Source organism: Xanthobacter autotrophicus ATCC 700552 (assembly GCF_043194565.1).
Taxonomy (GTDB): domain Bacteria; phylum Pseudomonadota; class Alphaproteobacteria; order Rhizobiales; family Xanthobacteraceae; genus Xanthobacter; species Xanthobacter autotrophicus_F.
The window spans coordinates 227,340-246,405 of sequence record NZ_JBAFVS010000005.1 but is presented as its reverse complement, the minus strand read 5'-3'; the positions used below and the strand labels follow the sequence as shown (position 1 = coordinate 246,405).

Here is a 19,066-nt window from a genome sequence, read left to right as displayed (position 1 = left end):
GCAGGGCGGGGGCTCAGCCCTCCGCTTCATCCCCGAACGGCAGGCGGATGGTGGCGCTGGCCATGGCGGCGATGCCTTCCCGCCGGCCGGTGAAGCCCAGCTTCTCGGTGGTGGTCGCCTTCACCGAGACGCGGGCGAGGGGCACGCCGGTGATAAGCGAAATCGCCGCGCGGATGGCATCACGGTGCGGCCCCACCTTCGGCGCCTCGCAGATGAGGGTGAGGTCGAGATGGGCGATGCGCCCGCCCCGCGCCGTCACCTTCTCCACCGCATGGGCGAGGAAGCGGTCCGACGACGCCCCCTTCCATTGCGGGTCGGAGGGCGGGAAATGGGCGCCGATATCGCCGTCGCACAGCGCCCCGAGCAGCGCATCGGTCAGGGCGTGCAGGCCCACGTCCGCATCCGAATGGCCGATGAGCCCGGCGGTGTGGGGCACGGCGACGCCGCCCAGCATCACATGGTCGCCGGGGCCGAAGGCGTGCACGTCGAAGCCGGTGCCGGTGCGCACGTCGGCGAGATCGGCGAAAGCGGCGCCGGCGGCGCGGGTCATGTCTTCCGGGGTGGTCAGCTTCACGTTGGTGCTCTCGCCTTCGAAGGTGGCCACGGGATGGCCGGCCCATTCCATCACCGCCGCATCGTCGGTCAGCGTCTCCACCCCGGCTGCGGCAGCGGCGGCATGGGCAGCGCGCAGGGCGTCGAAACGGAACGCCTGCGGGGTCTGCACCGTGCGCAGGGCAGCGCGGTCCAGGGTCTCGATGACAATGCCAGCGGCATCCACCCGCTTCACCGTGTCGGTCACGGCGAGCACGGGAATGGCGGCATCCGCATTGCCTGCCGCTGCCACCGCGCGGGCGATGAGGTCCGGCGAGGTGTAGGGGCGTGCCGCATCGTGCACCAGCACGATCTCCGGGCGCATGCCCCCATCGGTGGCGAGGGCGTCCAGCCCGGCGCGCACGGAGGCCTGGCGGGTGGCGCCGCCGAAGGCCGGTGCCAAGATCTTGGGCAGATCGCGCGCCGTGTCCGCAAAGCGGACAGAATCATCGCTATGGATGACGGCGAGGACGGCCGTGATCCGGGGATGCAGCGCGAAAAGGCGGAGGGTGCGGCGCAGCACCGGCTCGCCGGCCATCATCTGATATTGCTTCGGCAGCGGACCACCGGCGCGCGTGCCGCGACCGGCGGCCACCACGATGGCCACGCATGTGGGATGAGCCTGCCCGCTCATGTTGCGCTCCTCGGCCGGCTTCCCCGGATGCGGGGCTGAAGGCTGTCGCCGCACGGGTCGGAGGAGCGATGCAGGCAATGGCCGGCGGCCTCAATTCTGCTGCGCTGCACTTCCACGCAGACTTCCCTTGCGTGTTCCGTGCACTTGTCTAAGATGTAGGCAGAAGCGAGGTGGCCTAATTTCTGTGCAAGAGACTGTCGCATTTTCCATTCCGGCGTTGCGGATCGGCTCCCATGCGCTGCCCAATGCGGTGATCCTCGCCCCCATGGCGGGAATCACGGACGCACCGGTGCGGCGGATGGCTGTTCGTTACGGCGCCGGCCTCGTCATATCAGAAATGGTGGCGAGCGAAGCGCTGCTGGTAGGCCATCCCGAGATGGTGCTCCGCGCGGAGGGGGAAGGCGTGCCGCTCCACGCCGTGCAGATCGCCGGCAATGATCCGTATCTGATGGGCGAGGCCGCCCGCGTGGCCGAGGCGGCGGGCGCCGGCATCATCGATATCAACATGGGCTGCCCGGCCAAGCGCGTCACCACCGGCGCCGCCGGCGCCGCCCTGCTGCGCGACCTGCCGCTGGCGCGCGCGATTCTGGAGGCGGTGCGCGGCGCGGTCGCCGTGCCGGTCACGGTGAAAACCCGGCTGGGCTGGGACGATGCGGCCGCAACGGCGGTGGATCTGGCGCGCATGGCGCAGGAGAGCGGCCTTGCCATGGTCACCATCCACGGCCGCACCCGCTGCCAGTTCTACACCGGCCGCGCCGATTGGGCGGCCATCCGGGCGGTGAAGGACGCGGTCTCCATCCCGGTGATCGCCAACGGCGACGTGGTGGCGCCGTCGGATGGCCCCGCCATCCTCCAGGCCTCCGGGGCGGATGGGGTGATGATCGGACGCGGCGCGCAGGGCCGGCCGTGGTTTCCCGGCCGGGTGGCCCGCGCCATCGCCGGGGTCCGCGGCACCGCCGATCCGGCGCTGGACGAGCAGCGCGCGGTGCTGCTGGAGCTTTATGAGGGCTGGCTCGGGCTTTATGGCCGGGCGCTGGGGGTGCGGCAGGCGCGTAAGCATGTGGGCTGGGCGCTGGAGGCGGCGGCAGGCCCCGGCGAGGCCCGCGCCGCATGCGTGGCAGGCTGGCGCAAGCGCCTCCTGGTATTGGAGGACCCCGCCCAGGTGAAGGCCGGCATCACCGCTGCCTTCGACGACATCATGTGGAGGGCCGCGGCATGACGGCCGAAGCCAGAAAGCAAGACACACGGAAGATGGACCAAAAGCGCAAGGCTGAGCAGGAAAGCGGCAAGGACCAGGGGATGACGCGCGCCATCCTGGACGCGGTCCCGCACCCTGTCTTCACCATCGCCGGCAACGGGCATGTGGTGGAGGCCAACGTGGCGGCCGAGGCGTTCTTCGAGGTCAGCGCGCCGCTGCTGCGCCGCCGGCCCCTGAGCGACCTCGTGCCGTTCGGCACGCCTTTGCTCGGCCTTATCGAGCAGGTGCGCCAGCGCGGCGCGCCTGTGAACGAGTATCGCGTGGACCTCGGCACCCCGCGCAATGGTGGCGAGCGCGTCGTGGACATCCATGTGGCGCCCGTGAACGAGCGTCCCGACCAGGTGGTGGTGATGCTTCAGGAGCGCACCATCGCCGACAAGATGGACCGCCAGCTGACCCATCGCGGCGCCGCCCGCTCGGTGAGCGCGCTGGCCTCCATGCTGGCCCACGAGATCAAGAACCCGCTCTCCGGCATCCGGGGTGCGGCCCAGTTGCTGGAACAGTCGGCGGACGACGACGACCGCGCCCTCACCCGCCTCATCTGCGAGGAGGCCGACCGCATCGTGAAGCTCGTGGACCGCATGGAGGTGTTCTCCGACGAGCGCCCGGTGGAGCGCGAGCCGGTGAACATCCACGCCGTGCTGGAGCATGTGCGCACCCTCGCCGCATCGGGATTTGCCCGCCACATCCGCATCGTGGAGGAATACGACCCCTCGCTGCCGCCGGTGCTCGCCAATCGCGACCAGCTGATCCAGGTGTTCCTCAACCTGGTGAAGAACGCGGCCGAGGCCATCGACGGCGACCAGGACGGCGAGATCCAGCTCACCACGGCATTCCGGCCGGGCGTGCGCCTGACGGTTCCCGGCGCTTCCTCACGGGTGAGCCTGCCTTTGGAATTCTGCGTCCGCGACAACGGCAAGGGCGTCCCGGACGACCTCATTCCCCACCTGTTCGACCCGTTTGTCACCACCAAGCCCACGGGCAGTGGCCTCGGTCTTGCTTTGGTGGCGAAGATCATCGGCGACCACGGCGGCATCGTCGAATGCGACAGTCAGCCCCGCCGTACAACCTTTCGCGTGCTCCTGCCCATGTATCGCGGCAAGAGCACGGCTCAAGAGGATAACTGAGGTGTCGATGCCTTCCGGAAGCATCCTGGTCGCCGACGACGATGCCGCCATCCGCACCGTGCTCAACCAGGCGTTGTCGCGCGCCGGGTATGAGGTTCGGTCCTGTGGCAACGCCGCCACGCTCTGGCGCTGGGTGAGCCAGGGCGACGGCGACCTCGTCATCACCGACGTGGTGATGCCCGACGAGAACGCCTTCGACCTTCTGCCCCGCATCAAGAAGGCGAGGCCGGATCTTCCGGTCATCGTCATGAGCGCGCAGAACACCTTCATGACCGCCATCCGCGCATCCGAGCGCGGGGCCTATGAATATCTGCCCAAGCCGTTCGATTTGAAGGAGCTGATCGCCATCGTCGGCCGCGCCCTGGCGGAGCCGAAGAAGGGTGACGGCCACCACCATTCCCACGAGGAGCAGGACAATATCCCGCTGGTGGGCCGCTCCCCCGCCATGCAGGAAATCTATCGCCTGCTCGCCCGGCTGATGCAGACCGACCTGACCGTGATGATCGCGGGCGAGAGCGGCACCGGCAAGGAACTGGTGGCCCGCGCGCTCCATGATTACGGCAAGCGCCGCACCGGGCCGTTCGTGGCCATCAACATGGCGGCGATCCCGCGCGACCTGATCGAATCGGAGCTGTTCGGCCACGAGAAGGGCTCGTTCACCGGCGCCACCACGCGCAATCCCGGCCGCTTCGAGCAGGCGGAGGGCGGCACCCTCTTCCTCGACGAGATCGGCGACATGCCCATGGAGGCGCAGACACGCCTGCTGCGCGTGCTGCAGCAGGGCGAATACACGACCGTCGGCGGGCGCACGCCCATCAAGACCGACGTGCGCATCATCGCCGCCACCAACAAGGACCTGCGGACCCTGATCCAGCAGGGCCTGTTCCGCGAGGACCTGTTCTTCCGCCTGAACGTGGTGCCCCTGCGCCTGCCGCCTTTGCGCGAGCGCTCGGAGGATGTGCCGGACCTGGTGCGCCACTTCTTCCTCCAGGCGGAGCGGGAGGGCCTGCCGGCCAAGCAGATCGACACCGCCGCCCTCGACCGGCTGAAGCGCTACCGCTGGCCCGGCAACGTGCGCGAGCTGGAAAACCTGGTGCGGCGCCTCGCGGCGCTCTATCCGCAGGAAGTGATCACCCCCGCCATCATCGAGGCGGAGCTGTCCGAGCCCATGCCGAGCGCCTTCTCCGAGGAGGGGCCGGTGGACGCGACGCTGGCGGCCTCGGTGGAACGGCACCTCAACACCTATTTCTCCGGCTTCGGCGAGGACTTGCCGCCGCCCGGCCTCTATCACCGCATCCTGAAGGACGTGGAATATCCCCTGCTTTCGGCGGCGCTGGCGGCCACGCGGGGCAACCAGATCAAGGCGGCGGAACTTCTGGGGCTGAACCGCAACACCCTGCGCAAGAAGATCCGGGACCTCGACATCCAGGTCATCCGCACGTCGCGGTAGGGGCGGGGAGGGCGGCTTCTGCCGCCTTCCGTCCCGTGGCGGATGCTGATCGCTTCGGGGGCACCGGTTCAGCCCAAAACGGGCCGGCCGTTCGGGCAGGGTGGTGGTGGCGCAGCCCCATGGAAGCGGCGCCGTTGCCGATTCGCGGCGCGGATCGCCGTGTTGCCGCGCCTCTGGCTCGGCCAAAAGGCCCGTGGCCTGTGCACAACACGCGGTGATCTGGACCCCGCTACCGACTCCCGGCATCGGTTGTGCGAATTGGGGCCGCGTTAGGCCCTCTGTCACATTTTTGCACCAGTGTCGTTCCACTGCATCACCTCCGTCGCGCGACTCAGTTCGCGGCGGCGGTGGATGGCTGGGGGACTGTGGCACTGATGACGGATGCGCCGCTCAAGGACGCGAGGGAGAGCACAGTGTCGCGCCGCGGCATCGCCGCCCGCCTGTTCGCGCCCATCGTCGTTGTCCTGTCGCTGGTGCTGGCGGTGGCCACCTTCGTCATCCTGATGGGCCTCACCTCCATCGTGGCGACGCCGTGGGTGGTGGTGGGCCTGCTCATCGCATCGGGCGTTGCGGGGCTCATCCTGCTCGCCATCATTGGCCTGGAGGTATGGCGCATCCTGCGGGCACGGGCGCGCGGCCGGGCCGCGTCCCGGCTGCATGTGCGCATCGTCGGCCTGTTCGCGGGCGTCGCGGTGGTGCCGGCCATCGTGGTGGCGCTGGTGGCCAGCCTCACGCTGGATCGCAGCCTCGATCGCTATTTCTCCGGCCGCACCCGGGACATCGTCGGCACGGCGGCGTCGGTGGCGCAGACCTATGTGCGCGAGCATGCGATCTCCATCCGCGGCGACGTGCTCGCCATGAGCAACGACCTGTCGCGGATGAAGCAGCTCTACGACACGGATATCGAGAAGTTCCGGCAGATTCTCACCGCCCAGGCGGCGCTGCGCAACGTGCCGGGCGCGCAGATCGTCCGGCGCGACCTTTCCGTGGTGGAGCGGGCGAACCTGCGCATGGAGCGCGAGTTTGTCGTTCCCTCCAACATCGCCATCAACGATGCTTCCGCCGAGCAGCCCATCATCTACCTGCCGTCGGATGCGGACTTTGTCGGCGCGGTGGTGCCCATCGCCAATTTCGACAACCTGTTCCTGTATGTCGCAAGGCCTGTCGACCCCCGTGTCATCGGCTTTCTCAAGGTGACGCAGGAAACCCTTGCCGATTACCGGGCGCTGGAGGAGCGGCGCTTCAACGTTCAGCTCGCCTTCGGGCTGATGTATTCCATCGTCACGCTCATCGTGCTGCTGTCGGCGGTCTGGCTCGGGATCAACTTCTCCAAGTGGCTGGTGTCGCCCATCCGCCGGCTCATGTGGGCGGCGGGCCGGGTGGCGGCGGGCAATCTCGACGTGCAGGTGCCCGTGCACCGGGCCGAGGGCGACCTGGCCACACTGGGCGAAACCTTCAACAAGATGACCGTGGAGCTGAAAACCCAGCGCAACGCCCTGGTCACCGCGCGCGACCAGATGGACAGCCGCCGCCGCTTCACCGAGGCGGTGCTCTCGGGCGTCGGCGCGGGCGTCATCGGCCTCGACGCCGAGGCGCAGGTCACCATCCTGAACCGCTCCGCCGAGAAGCTCCTGGGCCTTGCCGAGGATGATGCGCTCGGCCGCAAGCTCGCCGAGGTGGTGCCGGAAACCGATGCCCTGCTGACCGAGGCATTGGGCGCGGGCCAGCGCGCGGTCCAGGGCAACATCACCATCCAGCGCGAGGGCCGGGAGCGGATCTTCGCCATGCGCGTCACCACCGAGCAGTCCACGGCCGAGGATCACGGCTGGGTGGTGACACTGGACGACATCACCGCCCTCATCTCGGCCCAGCGCACTTCCGCATGGGCCGACGTGGCACGGCGCATCGCCCACGAGATCAAGAACCCGCTCACCCCCATCCAGCTTTCCGCCGAGCGGCTGAAGCGCAAGTACGGGCGCCACATCACCCAGGACCGGGATGTGTTCGACCAGTGCACCGATACCATCATCCGCCAGGTGGGCGACATCGGCCGCATGGTGGACGAGTTCTCTTCCTTCGCCCGCATGCCCAAGCCCGTGGTGGATGCGCAGGACCTCGCGGAGACCGTGCGCCAGGGGGTGTTCCTCATGCGCGTCGGCCATCCCGACGTGACCTTCGAGACCGAGCTGCCGCCCTCCATGCCGGCGCGCTTCGACCGCCGCCTGATCTCGCAGGCGCTCACCAACATCCTCAAGAATGCCGCCGAGGCCATCGAGGGGGTGCCCGAGGCCGAACGTGGCAAGGGCCGCATCCGCGTGCGCGTGATTGCGGAGGGCGAGGACCTCGTCATCGACGTCATCGACAATGGCGCCGGGCTGCCGAAGGACAAGCGCAGCCGGCTGCTGGAACCGTACGTGACCACCCGCGAGAAGGGCACCGGGCTCGGCCTCGCCATCGTGGGAAAGATCATGGAAGAGCACGGCGGCTTTATCGAACTCAACGATTCGCCCGAGGGCCGGGGGGCCTGGATCCGGCTTCGGATGCGGGCGGACGGTCAACCACCGGCCGGCGCGGGCGGGGCGCATCCGGTCCCTGAAACAGGGAGGGCCTGACACATGGCCATGGACATCCTCATCGTGGATGATGAGGCCGACATTTGCGAGCTGGTCGCCGGCATCCTGGAGGACGAGGGCTATGCCGCCCGCACCGCCCGGGACGCCGACAGCGCGCTCGCGGCGATCTCGGCGCGACGGCCCAACCTGGTCTTCCTCGACATCTGGCTGCAGGGCTCACGGCTCGACGGGCTGGAACTGCTCAACGAGATCAAGGCCCAGCACCCCGAGGTGCCGGTGGTGATGATTTCCGGGCACGGCAACATCGAGACGGCGGTGGCGGCCATCAAGCGCGGCGCCTACGACTTCATCGAAAAGCCCTTCAATGCCGACCGCCTGGTGATGGTCGCCGAGCGCGCCCTGGAGACCCTGCGCCTGAAGCGCGAGCTGAAGGAATTGAAGCAGCTGGCGCCCCATGGCCACGTGCTGGTGGGCCGCTCCAGCGCGGTCCAGCAGCTGAAGGCCACCATTGATCGGGTGGGACCCACCAACAGCCGCATTCTGATTGTCGGCCCCTCGGGGTCGGGCAAGGAATTGACGGCCCGGCTCATCCATACCACCTCGACCCGTTCCCAGGGGCCGTTCGTGGTGCTGAACTCGGCGGCCATTACGCCGGAGCGGCTGGAATTCGAGCTGTTCGGCGTCGCCGAAGGGGAGGGGCGGGAGCCCAAGCGCGGCGCGCTGGACGAGGCCCACGGCGGCACGCTGTTCCTCGACGAAATCTCCGACATGCCGCGCGAGACCCAGAACCGGGTGCTGCGCGTGCTGGTGGAGCAGACATTCTCGCGCATCGGCTCCAACGACAAGGCGAGCGTGGACGTGCGCATCATCTCCTCCACCGGGCGCAACCTGGAGGAGGAGATCGCCAAGGGCCGCTTCCGCGAAGACCTCTACCATCGCCTCTCGGTGGTGCCGATCCGGGTGCCGCCGCTGGCCGAGCGGCGCGACGACATTCCCGATCTGGTGGAATTTTTCGTCGACACCATCTCGCAGACCACCGGGCTGCCGCGCCGTCCCATCGGCGAGGACGCCATGGCGGTGCTGCAGTCCCACGACTGGCCCGGCAACGTGCGCCAGCTGCGCAACAATGTGGAACGGCTGCTGATCCTCGCCGGCGGCGATCTGGAAGCCACCATCACCGCCGCCATGCTGCCCCCTGATGTGGGCGCGCTGGTGCCCAACCTGCCCAACGGCAATGGCGGCGAGCATCTCATGGGTCTTCCCCTGCGTGAGGCGCGCGAGGTGTTCGAGCGGGAATATCTTGCCGCCCAGATCAACCGCTTCGGCGGCAATATCTCGCGGACGGCGGAATTCGTCGGCATGGAGCGCTCGGCCCTTCATCGAAAGCTTAAGGCTCTCGGAGTAGGCTGACAGGCCAGTTGACGGGATACCCGAAAAAGGGGCTGCATCGGAGCGTGGGGCTCGGGATGCGATCGGTTTTGCCGCGATCTTTCAGGTCGCGATTCGCTTGGGCGCCGGGGGAGGGTTCATGAAGGTCGTGATCTGCGGCGCGGGGCAGGTGGGGTTCGGCATCGCCGAGCGCCTCGCCGGTGAGCAGAACGACGTGTCCATCATCGACGCGAACCCGCGCCGCATCCAGATGGTGACCGAGCAACTGGACGTGCGCGGCGTGGTGGGGCAGGGCTCCCATCCCGATGTGCTCGCCCGCGCCGGCATCGAGCAGGCCGACATGCTCATCGCCGTGACCCTCCACGACGAGGTGAACATGGTGGCCTGCCAGGTGGGCCATGCCCTGTTCAACGTGCCCACCAAGGTCGCCCGCATCCGCGCCCAGACCTATCTGGCGCCCGAATGGCGCGACCTGTTCTCCCGCGACCAGCTGCCCATCGACGTCATCATCTCCCCCGAGGTGGAGGTGGGCGAGATGGTGCTGCGCCGCCTGTCCCTGCCCGGCGCCACCGACACGGTGAGCTTTTCCGACGGGGCGGTGCAGGTGGTGGGCGTGCTGTGCGGCGAGGACTGCCCGGTGGTGGATACCCCGCTCAACCAGCTCACCCAGCTGTTCCCGGACATGCCCGCCACCATCGTGGCGGTGAGCCGGAACGGCAAGACCATGGTGCCCCGCTCCAACGATCAGCTCGCCATCGGCGACAACGTCTATTTCGTCGCCCAGGCGGACCAGGTGCAGCGCGCATTGTCCCTGTTCGGCCACGACGAGGTGCCGGGCCAGCGCATCGTCATCGCCGGCGGCGGCAACATCGGCTACTACGTGGCCAGCGAGCTGGAGCGGCGCAATGCGGCGGCGCGGGTCAAGCTCATCGAGTTCTCGCGCGAGCGGGCCCAGACCATCGCCGAAGTGCTGTCGCGCACCGTGGTGCTGAACGGCGACACGCTGGAGCGCGCCATCCTCGACGAGGCGGGCGTGCGCGAGGCGGACACCATGATCGCGCTCACCAACGACGACCGCATCAACATCCTGTCCTGCCTGCTGGCCAAGCAGATCGGGGCCAAGCGCATCCTGGCGCTGCTGAACGAGCAGGGCTACGCCACCTTTGCCCGGGGCCTGGGCATCGACGCCCATGTGAACCCGCGCCAGATCACCGTTTCCAAGGTGCTCCAGCATGTGCGGCGCGGGCGCATCCGCGGCGTCCATGCGCTGCTCGACGGCTCCGGTGAGATGATCGAGGCGGAAGCGCTGGAGACCTCGCCGCTGGTGGGCCGACCGCTGAAGGACCTCGACCTTCTGGAAGGCCTGCGCATCGGCGCCATCGTGCGGAACGGGCAGGTGCTGCTGCCCCGCGGCGATTTCGTGGTGCGGGCCCACGACCGGGTGGTGCTGTTCGCCCTCGCCGACCGCATCAAGCGCGTGGAGCAGCTGTTCCGCGTGGCGCTCGAATTCTTCTGATCCACCTGTTCTCCTGATCGCAAGGCGCCCATGGTCAACGCCGCCCGCCCGATTGCCGCCGGCTTCTTCACCGTCGGCCTCCTCGCGCTCCCGCCTGCGGTGGTGGCCGCGCGGGGCGGGGAGGGGCATGCGCCGGTCTTCCTTGCCACCTTCGGCTTCTGCCTGTTCCTCGCCGGGCTCCTGCGCTTCACCACGCAGCACACGCCCAAAGGCGCTTCCTTGCGTCTCACGCGGGCGGGCGGCGTGGTGCTGGTGGCCGGGCTCTGGCTGCTGCTGCCGCTGGCGGCGACGCCGGCGGTCGCCATCGTCTCCGGCCTGCCGCCGCTGGCCGCCTGGCTCGAAGCGGTGTCCGCCTTCACCACCACCGGGGCCACCGCGCTCCGGCAGGGACCGGCGAGCCTCTATGTCTGGCTCGGTCTGCTGCAATGGACCGGAGGGCTGCTGACCATCGTGGCGGCGGTGGCGGTGCTGGCGCCGGCGGGGCTCGGCGGCCTGCCGGACCGCACGCCGCGCGGCGGGACCACCCTTGATGTGGTGGATCTCACCGCCGTGCTGCGTGAGATCGCCCCCGCCTATGGGGGCGCCACCCTGCTGGCTGTGATCGTGCTGCTGGTGAGCGGGGAGAGCCCTTATGTGGCCTTCACCCTGGCCACTGCCGTGGTCTCGGCCGGGGCCCACCTGCCGCCGGAAGCCCAGCTGGCGCTGACCCTGGACGAGAGCCCGAAATGGCTGCTGCTGCCGTTCCTGCTGTGGAGCGCCACCAGCGTGCGCTGGCATCGCGCGCTGCTGACGCGGCGCATCAATGCCGCCCCGGAGCAGACGGAAAGCCTCGTCATCCTCGGCTGGTGGGCGGTGCTGGGCATTGTGCTCGGCGCCATCCTCTACCGCTCGGCCGACGTGCCGTCCTTCGAGGCGATCCGCGACGGCCTGTTCTCGGCCGCGTCACTGATTTCCACCAGCGGCATCGGGCCGCGCGAGGGCACCTATATGAGCCTGCCCCTCGGCCTCGTCATCCTGGTGGTGCTGCTGGGCGGCGGCGCCCTTTCGGTGGCGGGCGGGCTCAAGATGCTGCGGCTGCGCGCCATTCTCCTCAACACCCGCGGCGGGCTGATGCGCCTGGTCTATCCCCACCTCGTGCAGCCGGCCGCCTATGAGGGCGTGGGCGTGGGGATGCTCGGCATCTGGGCCGGCGCGGCGAGCCTTGCTGTGGTGTTCGCCGTCTGCGTCATCGCGCTGAGCCCCGGCCTGCCGGGCCTCGACGCCGCGCTGGCCGCCGCGGCCGCGGTGGTGACCAATACCGGGCCGGTCTATGACGCCGGGGGCGCGGGCTGGCCGCCGCTCTCGTCGCTGCCCGCCGGTTCCGTCCTGGTGGCGGGGCTCGGCATGGTGGCGGGACGGCTGGAGATGATCGGCCTCCTCGTCGTCATCCATCTCGCCCTCTGGCGCACCTGAAGAAGCGGTTTGCCATGTCCCGCATCGCCTATGTCAACGGCCGCTACCTGCCCCACCGCCATGCCAGCGTGCATGTGGAGGATCGCGGCTACCAGTTCGCCGACGGCGTCTACGAAGTGTGCGAGGTGTTCAACGGCCGCCTGGTGGACCAGCGGCGCCACCTCGACCGGCTGGAACGCTCCCTGCGCGAGCTGCTGATTCCCGCGCCCATGACCCGGCAAGCCCTTGCGAACGTGCTCGGAGAGGTGGTGCGGCGGAACGGGGTTCGCGACGGGCTGGTCTATCTTCAGGTCACACGCGGCGTGGCGCGGCGCGACCATGCCTTTCCGCCGGCAGGGACCACGCCGTCCGTGGTGGTCACGGCGCGCCGCTCCGACCGCAAGGGGCAGGAGGCGCTGGCCGCCAAGGGCGTCGCCGTCATTACCGTGCCGGAGAATCGCTGGCCGCGGGTGGACATCAAGTCCATCTCGCTCCTGCCCAACGTGCTGGCCAAGCAGCAGGCGAAGGAGGCCGGCGCGCGGGAAGCCTGGTTCGTGGACAGCGCCGGCTTCGTCACCGAGGGCGCGTCCACCAATGCCTGGATCGTGACGGGCGGCAAAACCATCGTCACCCGCCCGGCGGAGAGCGGCATCCTGCGCGGAATCACCCGGACCGTGGTACTCGACGTGGCGGCCGACCTCGGCTACGCGGTGGAGGAACGCGCCTTTACCGTAGTGGAAGCCCTGGCGGCGCAAGAAGCTTTCATCACCGCCGCGACCACGGTGGTGATGCCTGTGGTGCGCATCGACGGCCATCCGGTGGGGGCCGGGACGCCCGGCGTGGTTGCGACCAGCTTACGCTTGAAATTCCACGATTTTTCAGAAGTTTCCTGAGGTATCCACGGCCGCGCTCATGGTGCGGAGCAAAATAATATTGCGCCGCCATGGGGCTGTGCCATTCTAGGAGGCCAACTCCCGTGGCGACCGCACTTTTTTCGTGTGTGTCTGCGACGGACTTAACGCCAAAAAAACGGATACGAAAATGGCGGCGGAACGGACACAAAATCTTCAAGACACCTTTCTCAATCACGTCCGCAAGAACAAGACACCTCTCACGATCTTCCTGGTGAATGGGGTGAAGTTGCAGGGCGTCGTCACTTGGTTTGATAATTTTTGCGTGCTCTTGCGCCGCGACGGGCATTCCCAGCTTGTTTACAAGCATGCCATTTCCACCATTATGCCGGGACATCCGGTGCAATTGTTCGATCCCACCGACGATGTGGGAGAGAAGGCTTAAAGCATCGTGGAGCGTACCACCGGCAAGGGGTCCAGAACGACGTTGAAGACAGGGTCAAAGCTGGGGTCAAAGGGGGGCGCCGCGTCACGGGGCGCCATAACTCGGACGGTCAAGGCCGGCGCGCAGGAAACCCGTGAGCCAGAGGCAGATGCTTCGGCGACCGGGGCTTCCGGGGAACTGCCGGACGATCTGTCCCCCCCTGCACCAGAGGATGGCCGCGGCGGCATCGACCGTCGCGCGCCGCCCACGCGGTGCGCCGTCATCACGCCAGCCCTTGGGAAACGTGCCACCCGCGGCGCGCCGGAGCGGCGTAGCCCCCAGTCCCGGCTGGAGGAGGCGGTGGGCCTTGCCGGCGCCATCGACCTCGACGTGGTCTACTCCGCCACCATTCCCTTGTCCGAGATCCGTCCCGCCACCTTTCTCGGTTCCGGGAAGGTGGAGGAACTGGAGGGCGTGGTGCGCGCCGAGGCGGTGGACCTCGTCTTCTTCGACGCGGCGCTCTCCCCGGTGCAGCAGCGCAATCTCGAAAAAGCCTGGTCCGCCAAGGTGGTGGACCGCACGGCGCTGATTCTCGAAATCTTCGGCATGCGCGCCCGCACCAAGGAAGGTGCGCTGCAGGTGGAGCTTGCCCACCTCAATTACCAGCGCTCGCGCCTGGTGCGTTCCTGGACCCATCTGGAACGCCAGCGCGGCGGCTTCGGCTTCCTCGGCGGTCCGGGCGAAACGCAGATCGAGGCCGACCGCCGGCTCATCGGCGAGCGCATCGTGCGCATCGAGAAGGAACTGGAGCAGGTCAAGCGCACCCGTGGCCTGCACCGGGCCAGCCGCAAGCGCGTGCCCTATCCCATCGTTGCGCTGGTGGGCTACACCAATGCCGGAAAATCCACGCTCTTCAATCGCCTGACCCGGGCGGAGGTGATGGCGAAGGACCTGCTGTTCGCCACCCTCGATCCGACCTTGCGTGCGGTGGACCTGCCCCACGGTACCCGCATCATCCTCTCGGACACGGTGGGCTTCATCTCCGAACTGCCGACCCAGCTTGTCGCCGCCTTCCGCGCCACGCTGGAGGAGGTACTGGAAGCCGACCTCATCCTGCATGTGCGCGACATCTCCCATCCGGACACCGATGCGCAGGCTGCCGATGTCTCCGACGTGCTGGAAGATCTGGGTGTCGATCCCCTGCCGGGCGGGCGCGTGATCGAGGTCTGGAACAAGATCGACCGGCTGGCGCCGGAAGAGCGCGAGCAGGTGGAGAACCGGGCCGCGCGGGGCGGCGCCGAGGCGCCGGTGCCGGTTTCCGCGCTGACGGGGGAGGGGACGGGCGACCTTCTCGGCCTCATCGAGCGCCGCATCACCGCCGGCCGGGTGACGGTCTCGGTGACGCTGGCGGCGGAGGACGGGGAGGGGCTCGGCTGGCTCTATCGCCACGGCGAGGTTCTGGAGCGCACCATGGATGAGGACGGCGCCATCCACGTGGCCCTGCGCATTCCGCCCGACCGCACCGGCCTCGTCACCCGCCGGTTCGGCGCGCGGCGCGTGCATCCGACCTGAGCCCGGCTTTAGCCGCGGTTCAGGCGGTAGCGCTTAACCCGCTCCGCATATATTGGCTACCCCGCTTCGCTCATCATTGGTTATCCCGCTTCGCTCACCATTGGTTACCCCGCTTCGCTCACCATTGGTTACCCCGCTTCGCTCATGCGCCCTCGCGCTCCTTCTCCTTCGCCTCCTGCCAAAGGGCCTCCATCTCGTCGAGGCTCGCCTGTTCCGGCAGGCGGCCGGCGGCGGAGAGCCGGCTTTCCAGATGGCCGAAGCGGCGGGTGAACTTGTCATTGGTACCGCGCAAGGCGGCCTCAGGGTCCACGCCCGCATGCCGGGCGAGGTTGACCACGGCAAACAGCAGGTCGCCCATCTCGTCCCTTATGGCTGCGATGCCGCCTTCCTCCAGCGCCTCGGCGACTTCTTCCGTCTCCTCGCGGATCTTGGCCAGCACCTGGCGCGCATCATTCCAGTCGAAGCCCACGCGGCTGGCCTTTTCCTGAAGCTTCAGCGCGCGGGTGAGGGCGGGCAGCGGCAGGGGCACGCCGGAAAGGGCGCCCTGCTGCGCCTCCTCTTCCGGCAGGCCTGCGGCAGCCCGTGCCTGCGCCCGATCGCGCTTTTCCTGCGCCTTGATCTCACCCCAGAGGCCCTTCACAGCCTCCGGCGAAAGATCGCGCGCAGTGCCGAACACATGGGGGTGCCGGCGGATCAGCTTGGCGGTGATGGCCTCCACCACGCCACCGAAATCGAAGGCTCCGTCCTCCTGCGCCATCCGGGCGTGGAAGACCACCTGCAGCAGAAGGTCGCCCAGCTCGTCCCTCAGGTCGCCCATGTCGGCGCGGGCGATGGCATCGGCCACCTCATAGGCCTCCTCCAGCGTGTAGGGCGCGATGGTGGCGAAGCTCTGCTCCAGATCCCACGGGCAGCCGGTTCCCGGCGTGCGCAAGGCGGCCATGATCTCGATGAGGCGCGCGATGTCGCGGGAGGATTCCATGAGGTTCTCCAATCAAGAGCGCGATCCGAGCAAATTGCTTCCATTTGCGCGACCGTCCTATGCTCCGCCCAGCTTGGAAGAGGAAGAGAGAATGGTCGAGATCGCGCCCGCTGGCCCCATCGACGAGGACATGCGGCCGGGCGAAAAGGCCGTGGCGCTGCCGGAGCGCTTCGATGCCGGCCTCTATTTCATCGGCCGCATACGCACGCCCTGGATCGAGCGTGGCGCCTGTCCCCGCCGCGGCGACCCGGAGGAGGGGCCGGTCTGCGTGCTGGAGATTGACCCGCGCTGGGCGGAGGCCCTGACCGGCGTCGCCGACTGCCCGAGCCTGCAGGTGCTCTACTGGATGAACCGGGCGCGGCGCGATCTGGTGCTCCAGAGCCCGCGCCACGATGGTGCCACGCGCGGCACCTTCGCCCTGCGCTCGCCGGTGCGGCCAAATCCGGTCGCCTCGTCGGTGGTGCGGCTGGTGGGCATCGACGGTCTGCGGGTGCAGGTGCGTGGGCTGGACTGCCTCGATGGCACGCCGCTCATCGACCTCAAGGCGCAGCACGGCTGAGGGGGCGGCGGCGCCGGCCGGGCTAGAGCGTTTTCGAGCGAAGTGGATACCGGTTCGCGTAAAGAAAACGCGTAAACTCAATGCTCTAGCCACGAGAGCCATGCCGGGCGGAAGCGAATGCCAGGCATCGCGCGGGCGCCCAATGAAGGAGTCGCAGAAGAGATATTATGGAACTAAGTCGCGGCCGGAGGTGGGGAAGGGCGAAGCCTCATCGTCCTTCAAAGCGCTGCCGGACGACCTTCAGCACTCCTGAATATTTACAAAAATAATGCGTCGTAACAACGGCTTGCTAGAATGAGTAAATCCATCGCGCGAATCGCCAGCCGCCCTTCATGTGCATCGCCAAGTGCGGGCGATGCTGAACATTAGCCTCGGGCGGCGGCATCAACGGGTGCGGCAGTTGCCCGGACGCAGGACTCAAAACGCATGCCGTCGTAGGCCGGTACGATGCCGTCCGGCAGGCGAGCTGCCAGAACGGCATAGTCGAGATCGGTGTGAAGGTTGGTGAGGATCGCCCGCCTCGGCTTCACGAGCGCCACGTGGTCGAGCGCCTCCTGAAGGGTGAAGTGCGACGGATGGGGCGTCTCGCGCAGGGCATCGATGATCCATACATCGAGATTATGCAGGCGCATCAGGCTGTTCTCGGCAAGCCCGTTGACGTCGCTGGAATAGGCCACGTCGCCGAAGCGGAAGCCGAAGGAATCGATATCGCCGTGCCGCTGGCGGAACGGCAGGGCGCTGATGGCGCCGCCCGCCCCTTCCACCACAATCTCCCGGCCCTCCCGGAAGCGATGCTCTGTAATAATGGGCGGATAGGCGCTGCCGGGCGGCGTGGAGAAGCAGTAGCCGAAGCGCTGATGCAGCATCCGGGAGGTATCTTCATCCGCATAGACATCCACCCGGCTGCGATGATGGATGGCGAGCGGGCGCAAATCGTCGATGCCGTGGGTGTGGTCGGCGTGCTCGTGGGTATAGAGCACCGCATCGATATGGGTCACGGCCTCGCCGAGGAGCTGCTCCCGCAAGTCCGGAGACGTATCGACCAGAACGGTCGTTTTACCGTTCGGCCCAAAGCGTTCCACCAGCATGGAGCAGCGGCGGCGACGGTTGCGCGGGTTCAGGGGATCGCAGGCGCCCCACCCCTGCCCCACCCGCGGCACACCGCCGGATGAGCCGCATCCCAGGATGGTGAAGGTGAGGCTTGCGCCGGTTTCGCTGGGCAAAGGCATGGCTCTCGCGACCTCGCTGCGTCTGCTGCTCGGGTCAGGGGTCAGGGCGGAATCGGCCCGCAGCGTGATCCATATTCGCCGCGGAGTCACACTCCAGGGCGCCAAAGATCATTCAGCGGGACTGAAATCGGGTGATGAGGGCGGAAATCGCACGGCGTATCGCACGAGATCGCGAGCGCCAGAACGGGTCTCAGGTAAAGGCAGATCCGCCCGCTATTGGTGTGACTTAACGCGGGTGATTCGCTTAGGCTCTCAAGTGAGCATTTGCCCCTAAGTGCAAAATGGCGACGGGCACGGATTGTCCCGAGGCGAATTGCGTCGCGCTCCCCACAAGTGCAGGAGCAGGTGCAGGAGCGCGGCATGGAAGGGCGGTGCGGAAGGGCGATGCGGAAGGGCGATCGGGGAGAGACCCAATCCGGGGCTGACTGAATCCGGGGCTGGTCGTGCCGCCTCCCCGCAAAAGGCGCAGCCAAACGGCGCAGCCAAGAGGCGCAATAACGTGAGCCCACGCGACTGCGGGGAACCCGCGTCGTCACGGGCACCGGCGGGATTGGGCAGGGTTTTTGGGGTGTTGAATGGTCGGAGCGAGAGGATTTGAACCTCCGACCCCTAGTCCCCCAGACTAGTGCGCTAACCGGGCTGCGCTACGCTCCGACTGAGGATGGGAGGCTTAGACCATCGATCCGGCGCGGGCAAGCCCCCTCGCACAGGTATCCCATGCTCTCCCCAGTCCTGTGTTTTTCAGCCGCCAATCCCCAGCCAAGCTACAGCTTGAGATTGTCCATTCCGTGCTGAATGCCGGCAAGATTGTGGCGAGGATACCCGAATCATCACCTTTTCGCCGGCAAATTGGGACGCTATCGCCCCATTGCGCCGCCATTCGGCAATCATCCGAAATGACACGGAAGATTGATTGCATGAAGATACGCGTGGTCCTGTCCTGCTTCGCCCTGTCCCTCTCGGCCGGAATGGCCGTCTCGAACACCGCAAAAGCGGACACCTCCACCGGCGTCGCCTCTTATTATTGGCAAGGCCGCAGCACCGCGAGCGGCGAGCGCTTCAACCCCTCCGCCATGACGGCGGCGCACCGTTCCCTGCCTTTTGGCACCAAGGTGCGTGTTACAAATCTGCGCAATGGACGCACCGTCGTCGTGCGCATCAATGATCGCGGCCCCTTTATCCGTGGCCGGCTGATCGACGTATCCCGCGGCGCGGCCGCTGAGCTTGGCTTTACCGGCTCGGGCCTCACCCGCGTTGCCCTGGCCGTGCTGGACTGACGCCGGCGGGGTTTTCAGCAAACAGGCCGAACGAGGCCGCGCGCCAGGATGGAGGCACTCTCCGGCGCAGCCTCGTCGCCTTTTCCCTCAGATGACGTGACGTCGCGCGGATCGCGCCTTGCCGGATGCGGCTTGGCTCCGCGCGACGGAGACTGCGGGGACGCGGCGGTCCCTCATTCGCCCCGACGCTCGGCCGCCCGCGGCGC

General features: G+C 67.8%; 15 protein-coding genes and 1 tRNA gene. 12 read left to right on the top strand and 4 right to left on the bottom strand.

The genetic code is table 11. The annotated features are described in order from the left end of the window. Positions 1 to 13: 13 nt before the first annotated feature. A complete protein-coding gene (locus tag V5F48_RS07795) occupies positions 14 to 1,225 on the bottom strand; it encodes a bifunctional 2-C-methyl-D-erythritol 4-phosphate cytidylyltransferase/2-C-methyl-D-erythritol 2,4-cyclodiphosphate synthase (protein ID WP_394258238.1) in 1,212 nt (403 codons plus the stop codon). Positions 1,226 to 1,409: 184 nt separating this feature from the next. On the opposite strand from V5F48_RS07795, the gene dusB reads away from it, so the two are divergent. The 10 genes from dusB (at position 1,410) to hflX (ending at position 14,816) form a co-directional block, all read left to right on the top strand. Then, positions 1,410 to 2,444 (top strand): tRNA dihydrouridine synthase DusB, encoded by a 1,035-nt coding sequence (gene dusB / locus V5F48_RS07790; RefSeq protein WP_394258237.1) that lies wholly within the window; start codon positions 1,410 to 1,412, stop codon positions 2,442 to 2,444. A gap of 32 nt (positions 2,445 to 2,476) precedes the next feature. Beyond that, complete coding sequence (locus V5F48_RS07785) at positions 2,477 to 3,610, top strand: two-component system sensor histidine kinase NtrB (RefSeq protein ID WP_394258236.1); 1,134 nt, start codon at positions 2,477 to 2,479, stop codon at positions 3,608 to 3,610. A 7-nt stretch (positions 3,611 to 3,617) separates the two neighbouring features. Then, positions 3,618 to 5,060 (top strand): nitrogen regulation protein NR(I), encoded by a 1,443-nt coding sequence (gene ntrC / locus V5F48_RS07780; protein ID WP_282641773.1) that lies wholly within the window; start codon positions 3,618 to 3,620, stop codon positions 5,058 to 5,060. 413 nt (positions 5,061 to 5,473) lie between these two features. Beyond that, a complete protein-coding gene (locus tag V5F48_RS07775; RefSeq protein WP_394258235.1) occupies positions 5,474 to 7,672 on the top strand; it encodes a sensor histidine kinase NtrY-like in 2,199 nt (732 codons plus the stop codon). A 3-nt stretch (positions 7,673 to 7,675) separates the two neighbouring features. Next, positions 7,676 to 9,043: a nitrogen assimilation response regulator NtrX gene (gene ntrX, locus V5F48_RS07770; protein WP_394258234.1), complete on the top strand. Its 1,368-nt coding sequence runs from the start codon at positions 7,676 to 7,678 to the stop codon at positions 9,041 to 9,043. Between the two features lie 118 nt (positions 9,044 to 9,161). Continuing rightward, positions 9,162 to 10,538 (top strand): Trk system potassium transporter TrkA, encoded by a 1,377-nt coding sequence (gene trkA, locus V5F48_RS07765; RefSeq protein ID WP_394108766.1) that lies wholly within the window; start codon positions 9,162 to 9,164, stop codon positions 10,536 to 10,538. Between the two features lie 30 nt (positions 10,539 to 10,568). Next, a complete protein-coding gene (locus V5F48_RS07760; RefSeq protein ID WP_394258233.1) occupies positions 10,569 to 11,990 on the top strand; it encodes a hypothetical protein in 1,422 nt (473 codons plus the stop codon). Between the two features lie 14 nt (positions 11,991 to 12,004). Next, positions 12,005 to 12,862 (top strand): D-amino-acid transaminase, encoded by an 858-nt coding sequence (locus V5F48_RS07755; protein WP_394258232.1) that lies wholly within the window; start codon positions 12,005 to 12,007, stop codon positions 12,860 to 12,862. A gap of 148 nt (positions 12,863 to 13,010) precedes the next feature. Next, positions 13,011 to 13,265: an RNA chaperone Hfq gene (gene hfq, locus V5F48_RS07750; protein ID WP_041576100.1), complete on the top strand. Its 255-nt coding sequence runs from the start codon at positions 13,011 to 13,013 to the stop codon at positions 13,263 to 13,265. 177 nt (positions 13,266 to 13,442) lie between these two features. After that, positions 13,443 to 14,816 (top strand): GTPase HflX, encoded by a 1,374-nt coding sequence (gene hflX, locus V5F48_RS07745; protein WP_394258280.1) that lies wholly within the window; start codon positions 13,443 to 13,445, stop codon positions 14,814 to 14,816. Positions 14,817 to 14,958: 142 nt separating this feature from the next. Here hflX and mazG read toward each other — a convergent pair whose 3' ends face one another. Then, positions 14,959 to 15,795, bottom strand: a complete 837-nt coding sequence (gene mazG / locus V5F48_RS07740) for a nucleoside triphosphate pyrophosphohydrolase (RefSeq protein ID WP_394258231.1) — start codon at positions 15,793 to 15,795, stop codon at positions 14,959 to 14,961. Positions 15,796 to 15,886: 91 nt separating this feature from the next. On the opposite strand from mazG, the gene V5F48_RS07735 reads away from it, so the two are divergent. After that, on the top strand, positions 15,887 to 16,354 hold the full coding sequence (locus V5F48_RS07735) for an SAM-dependent methyltransferase (RefSeq protein WP_394258230.1): 468 nt from the start codon (positions 15,887 to 15,889) through the stop codon (positions 16,352 to 16,354). 365 nt (positions 16,355 to 16,719) lie between these two features. On the opposite strand, the gene V5F48_RS07730 is transcribed toward V5F48_RS07735, so the two are convergent. Beyond that, on the bottom strand, positions 16,720 to 17,583 hold the full coding sequence (locus V5F48_RS07730; RefSeq protein WP_394258229.1) for an MBL fold metallo-hydrolase: 864 nt from the start codon (positions 17,581 to 17,583) through the stop codon (positions 16,720 to 16,722). Between the two features lie 576 nt (positions 17,584 to 18,159). Beyond that, positions 18,160 to 18,237, bottom strand: a tRNA-Pro gene (locus V5F48_RS07725). 263 nt (positions 18,238 to 18,500) lie between these two features. Between V5F48_RS07725 and V5F48_RS07720 the strand changes: the two genes are divergently transcribed. After that, positions 18,501 to 18,860 carry a septal ring lytic transglycosylase RlpA family protein gene (locus V5F48_RS07720; RefSeq protein WP_394108760.1) on the top strand — a complete coding sequence of 120 codons (360 nt, stop codon included), beginning with the start codon at positions 18,501 to 18,503 and terminating at the stop codon, positions 18,858 to 18,860. Positions 18,861 to 19,066: the final 206 nt, after the last annotated feature.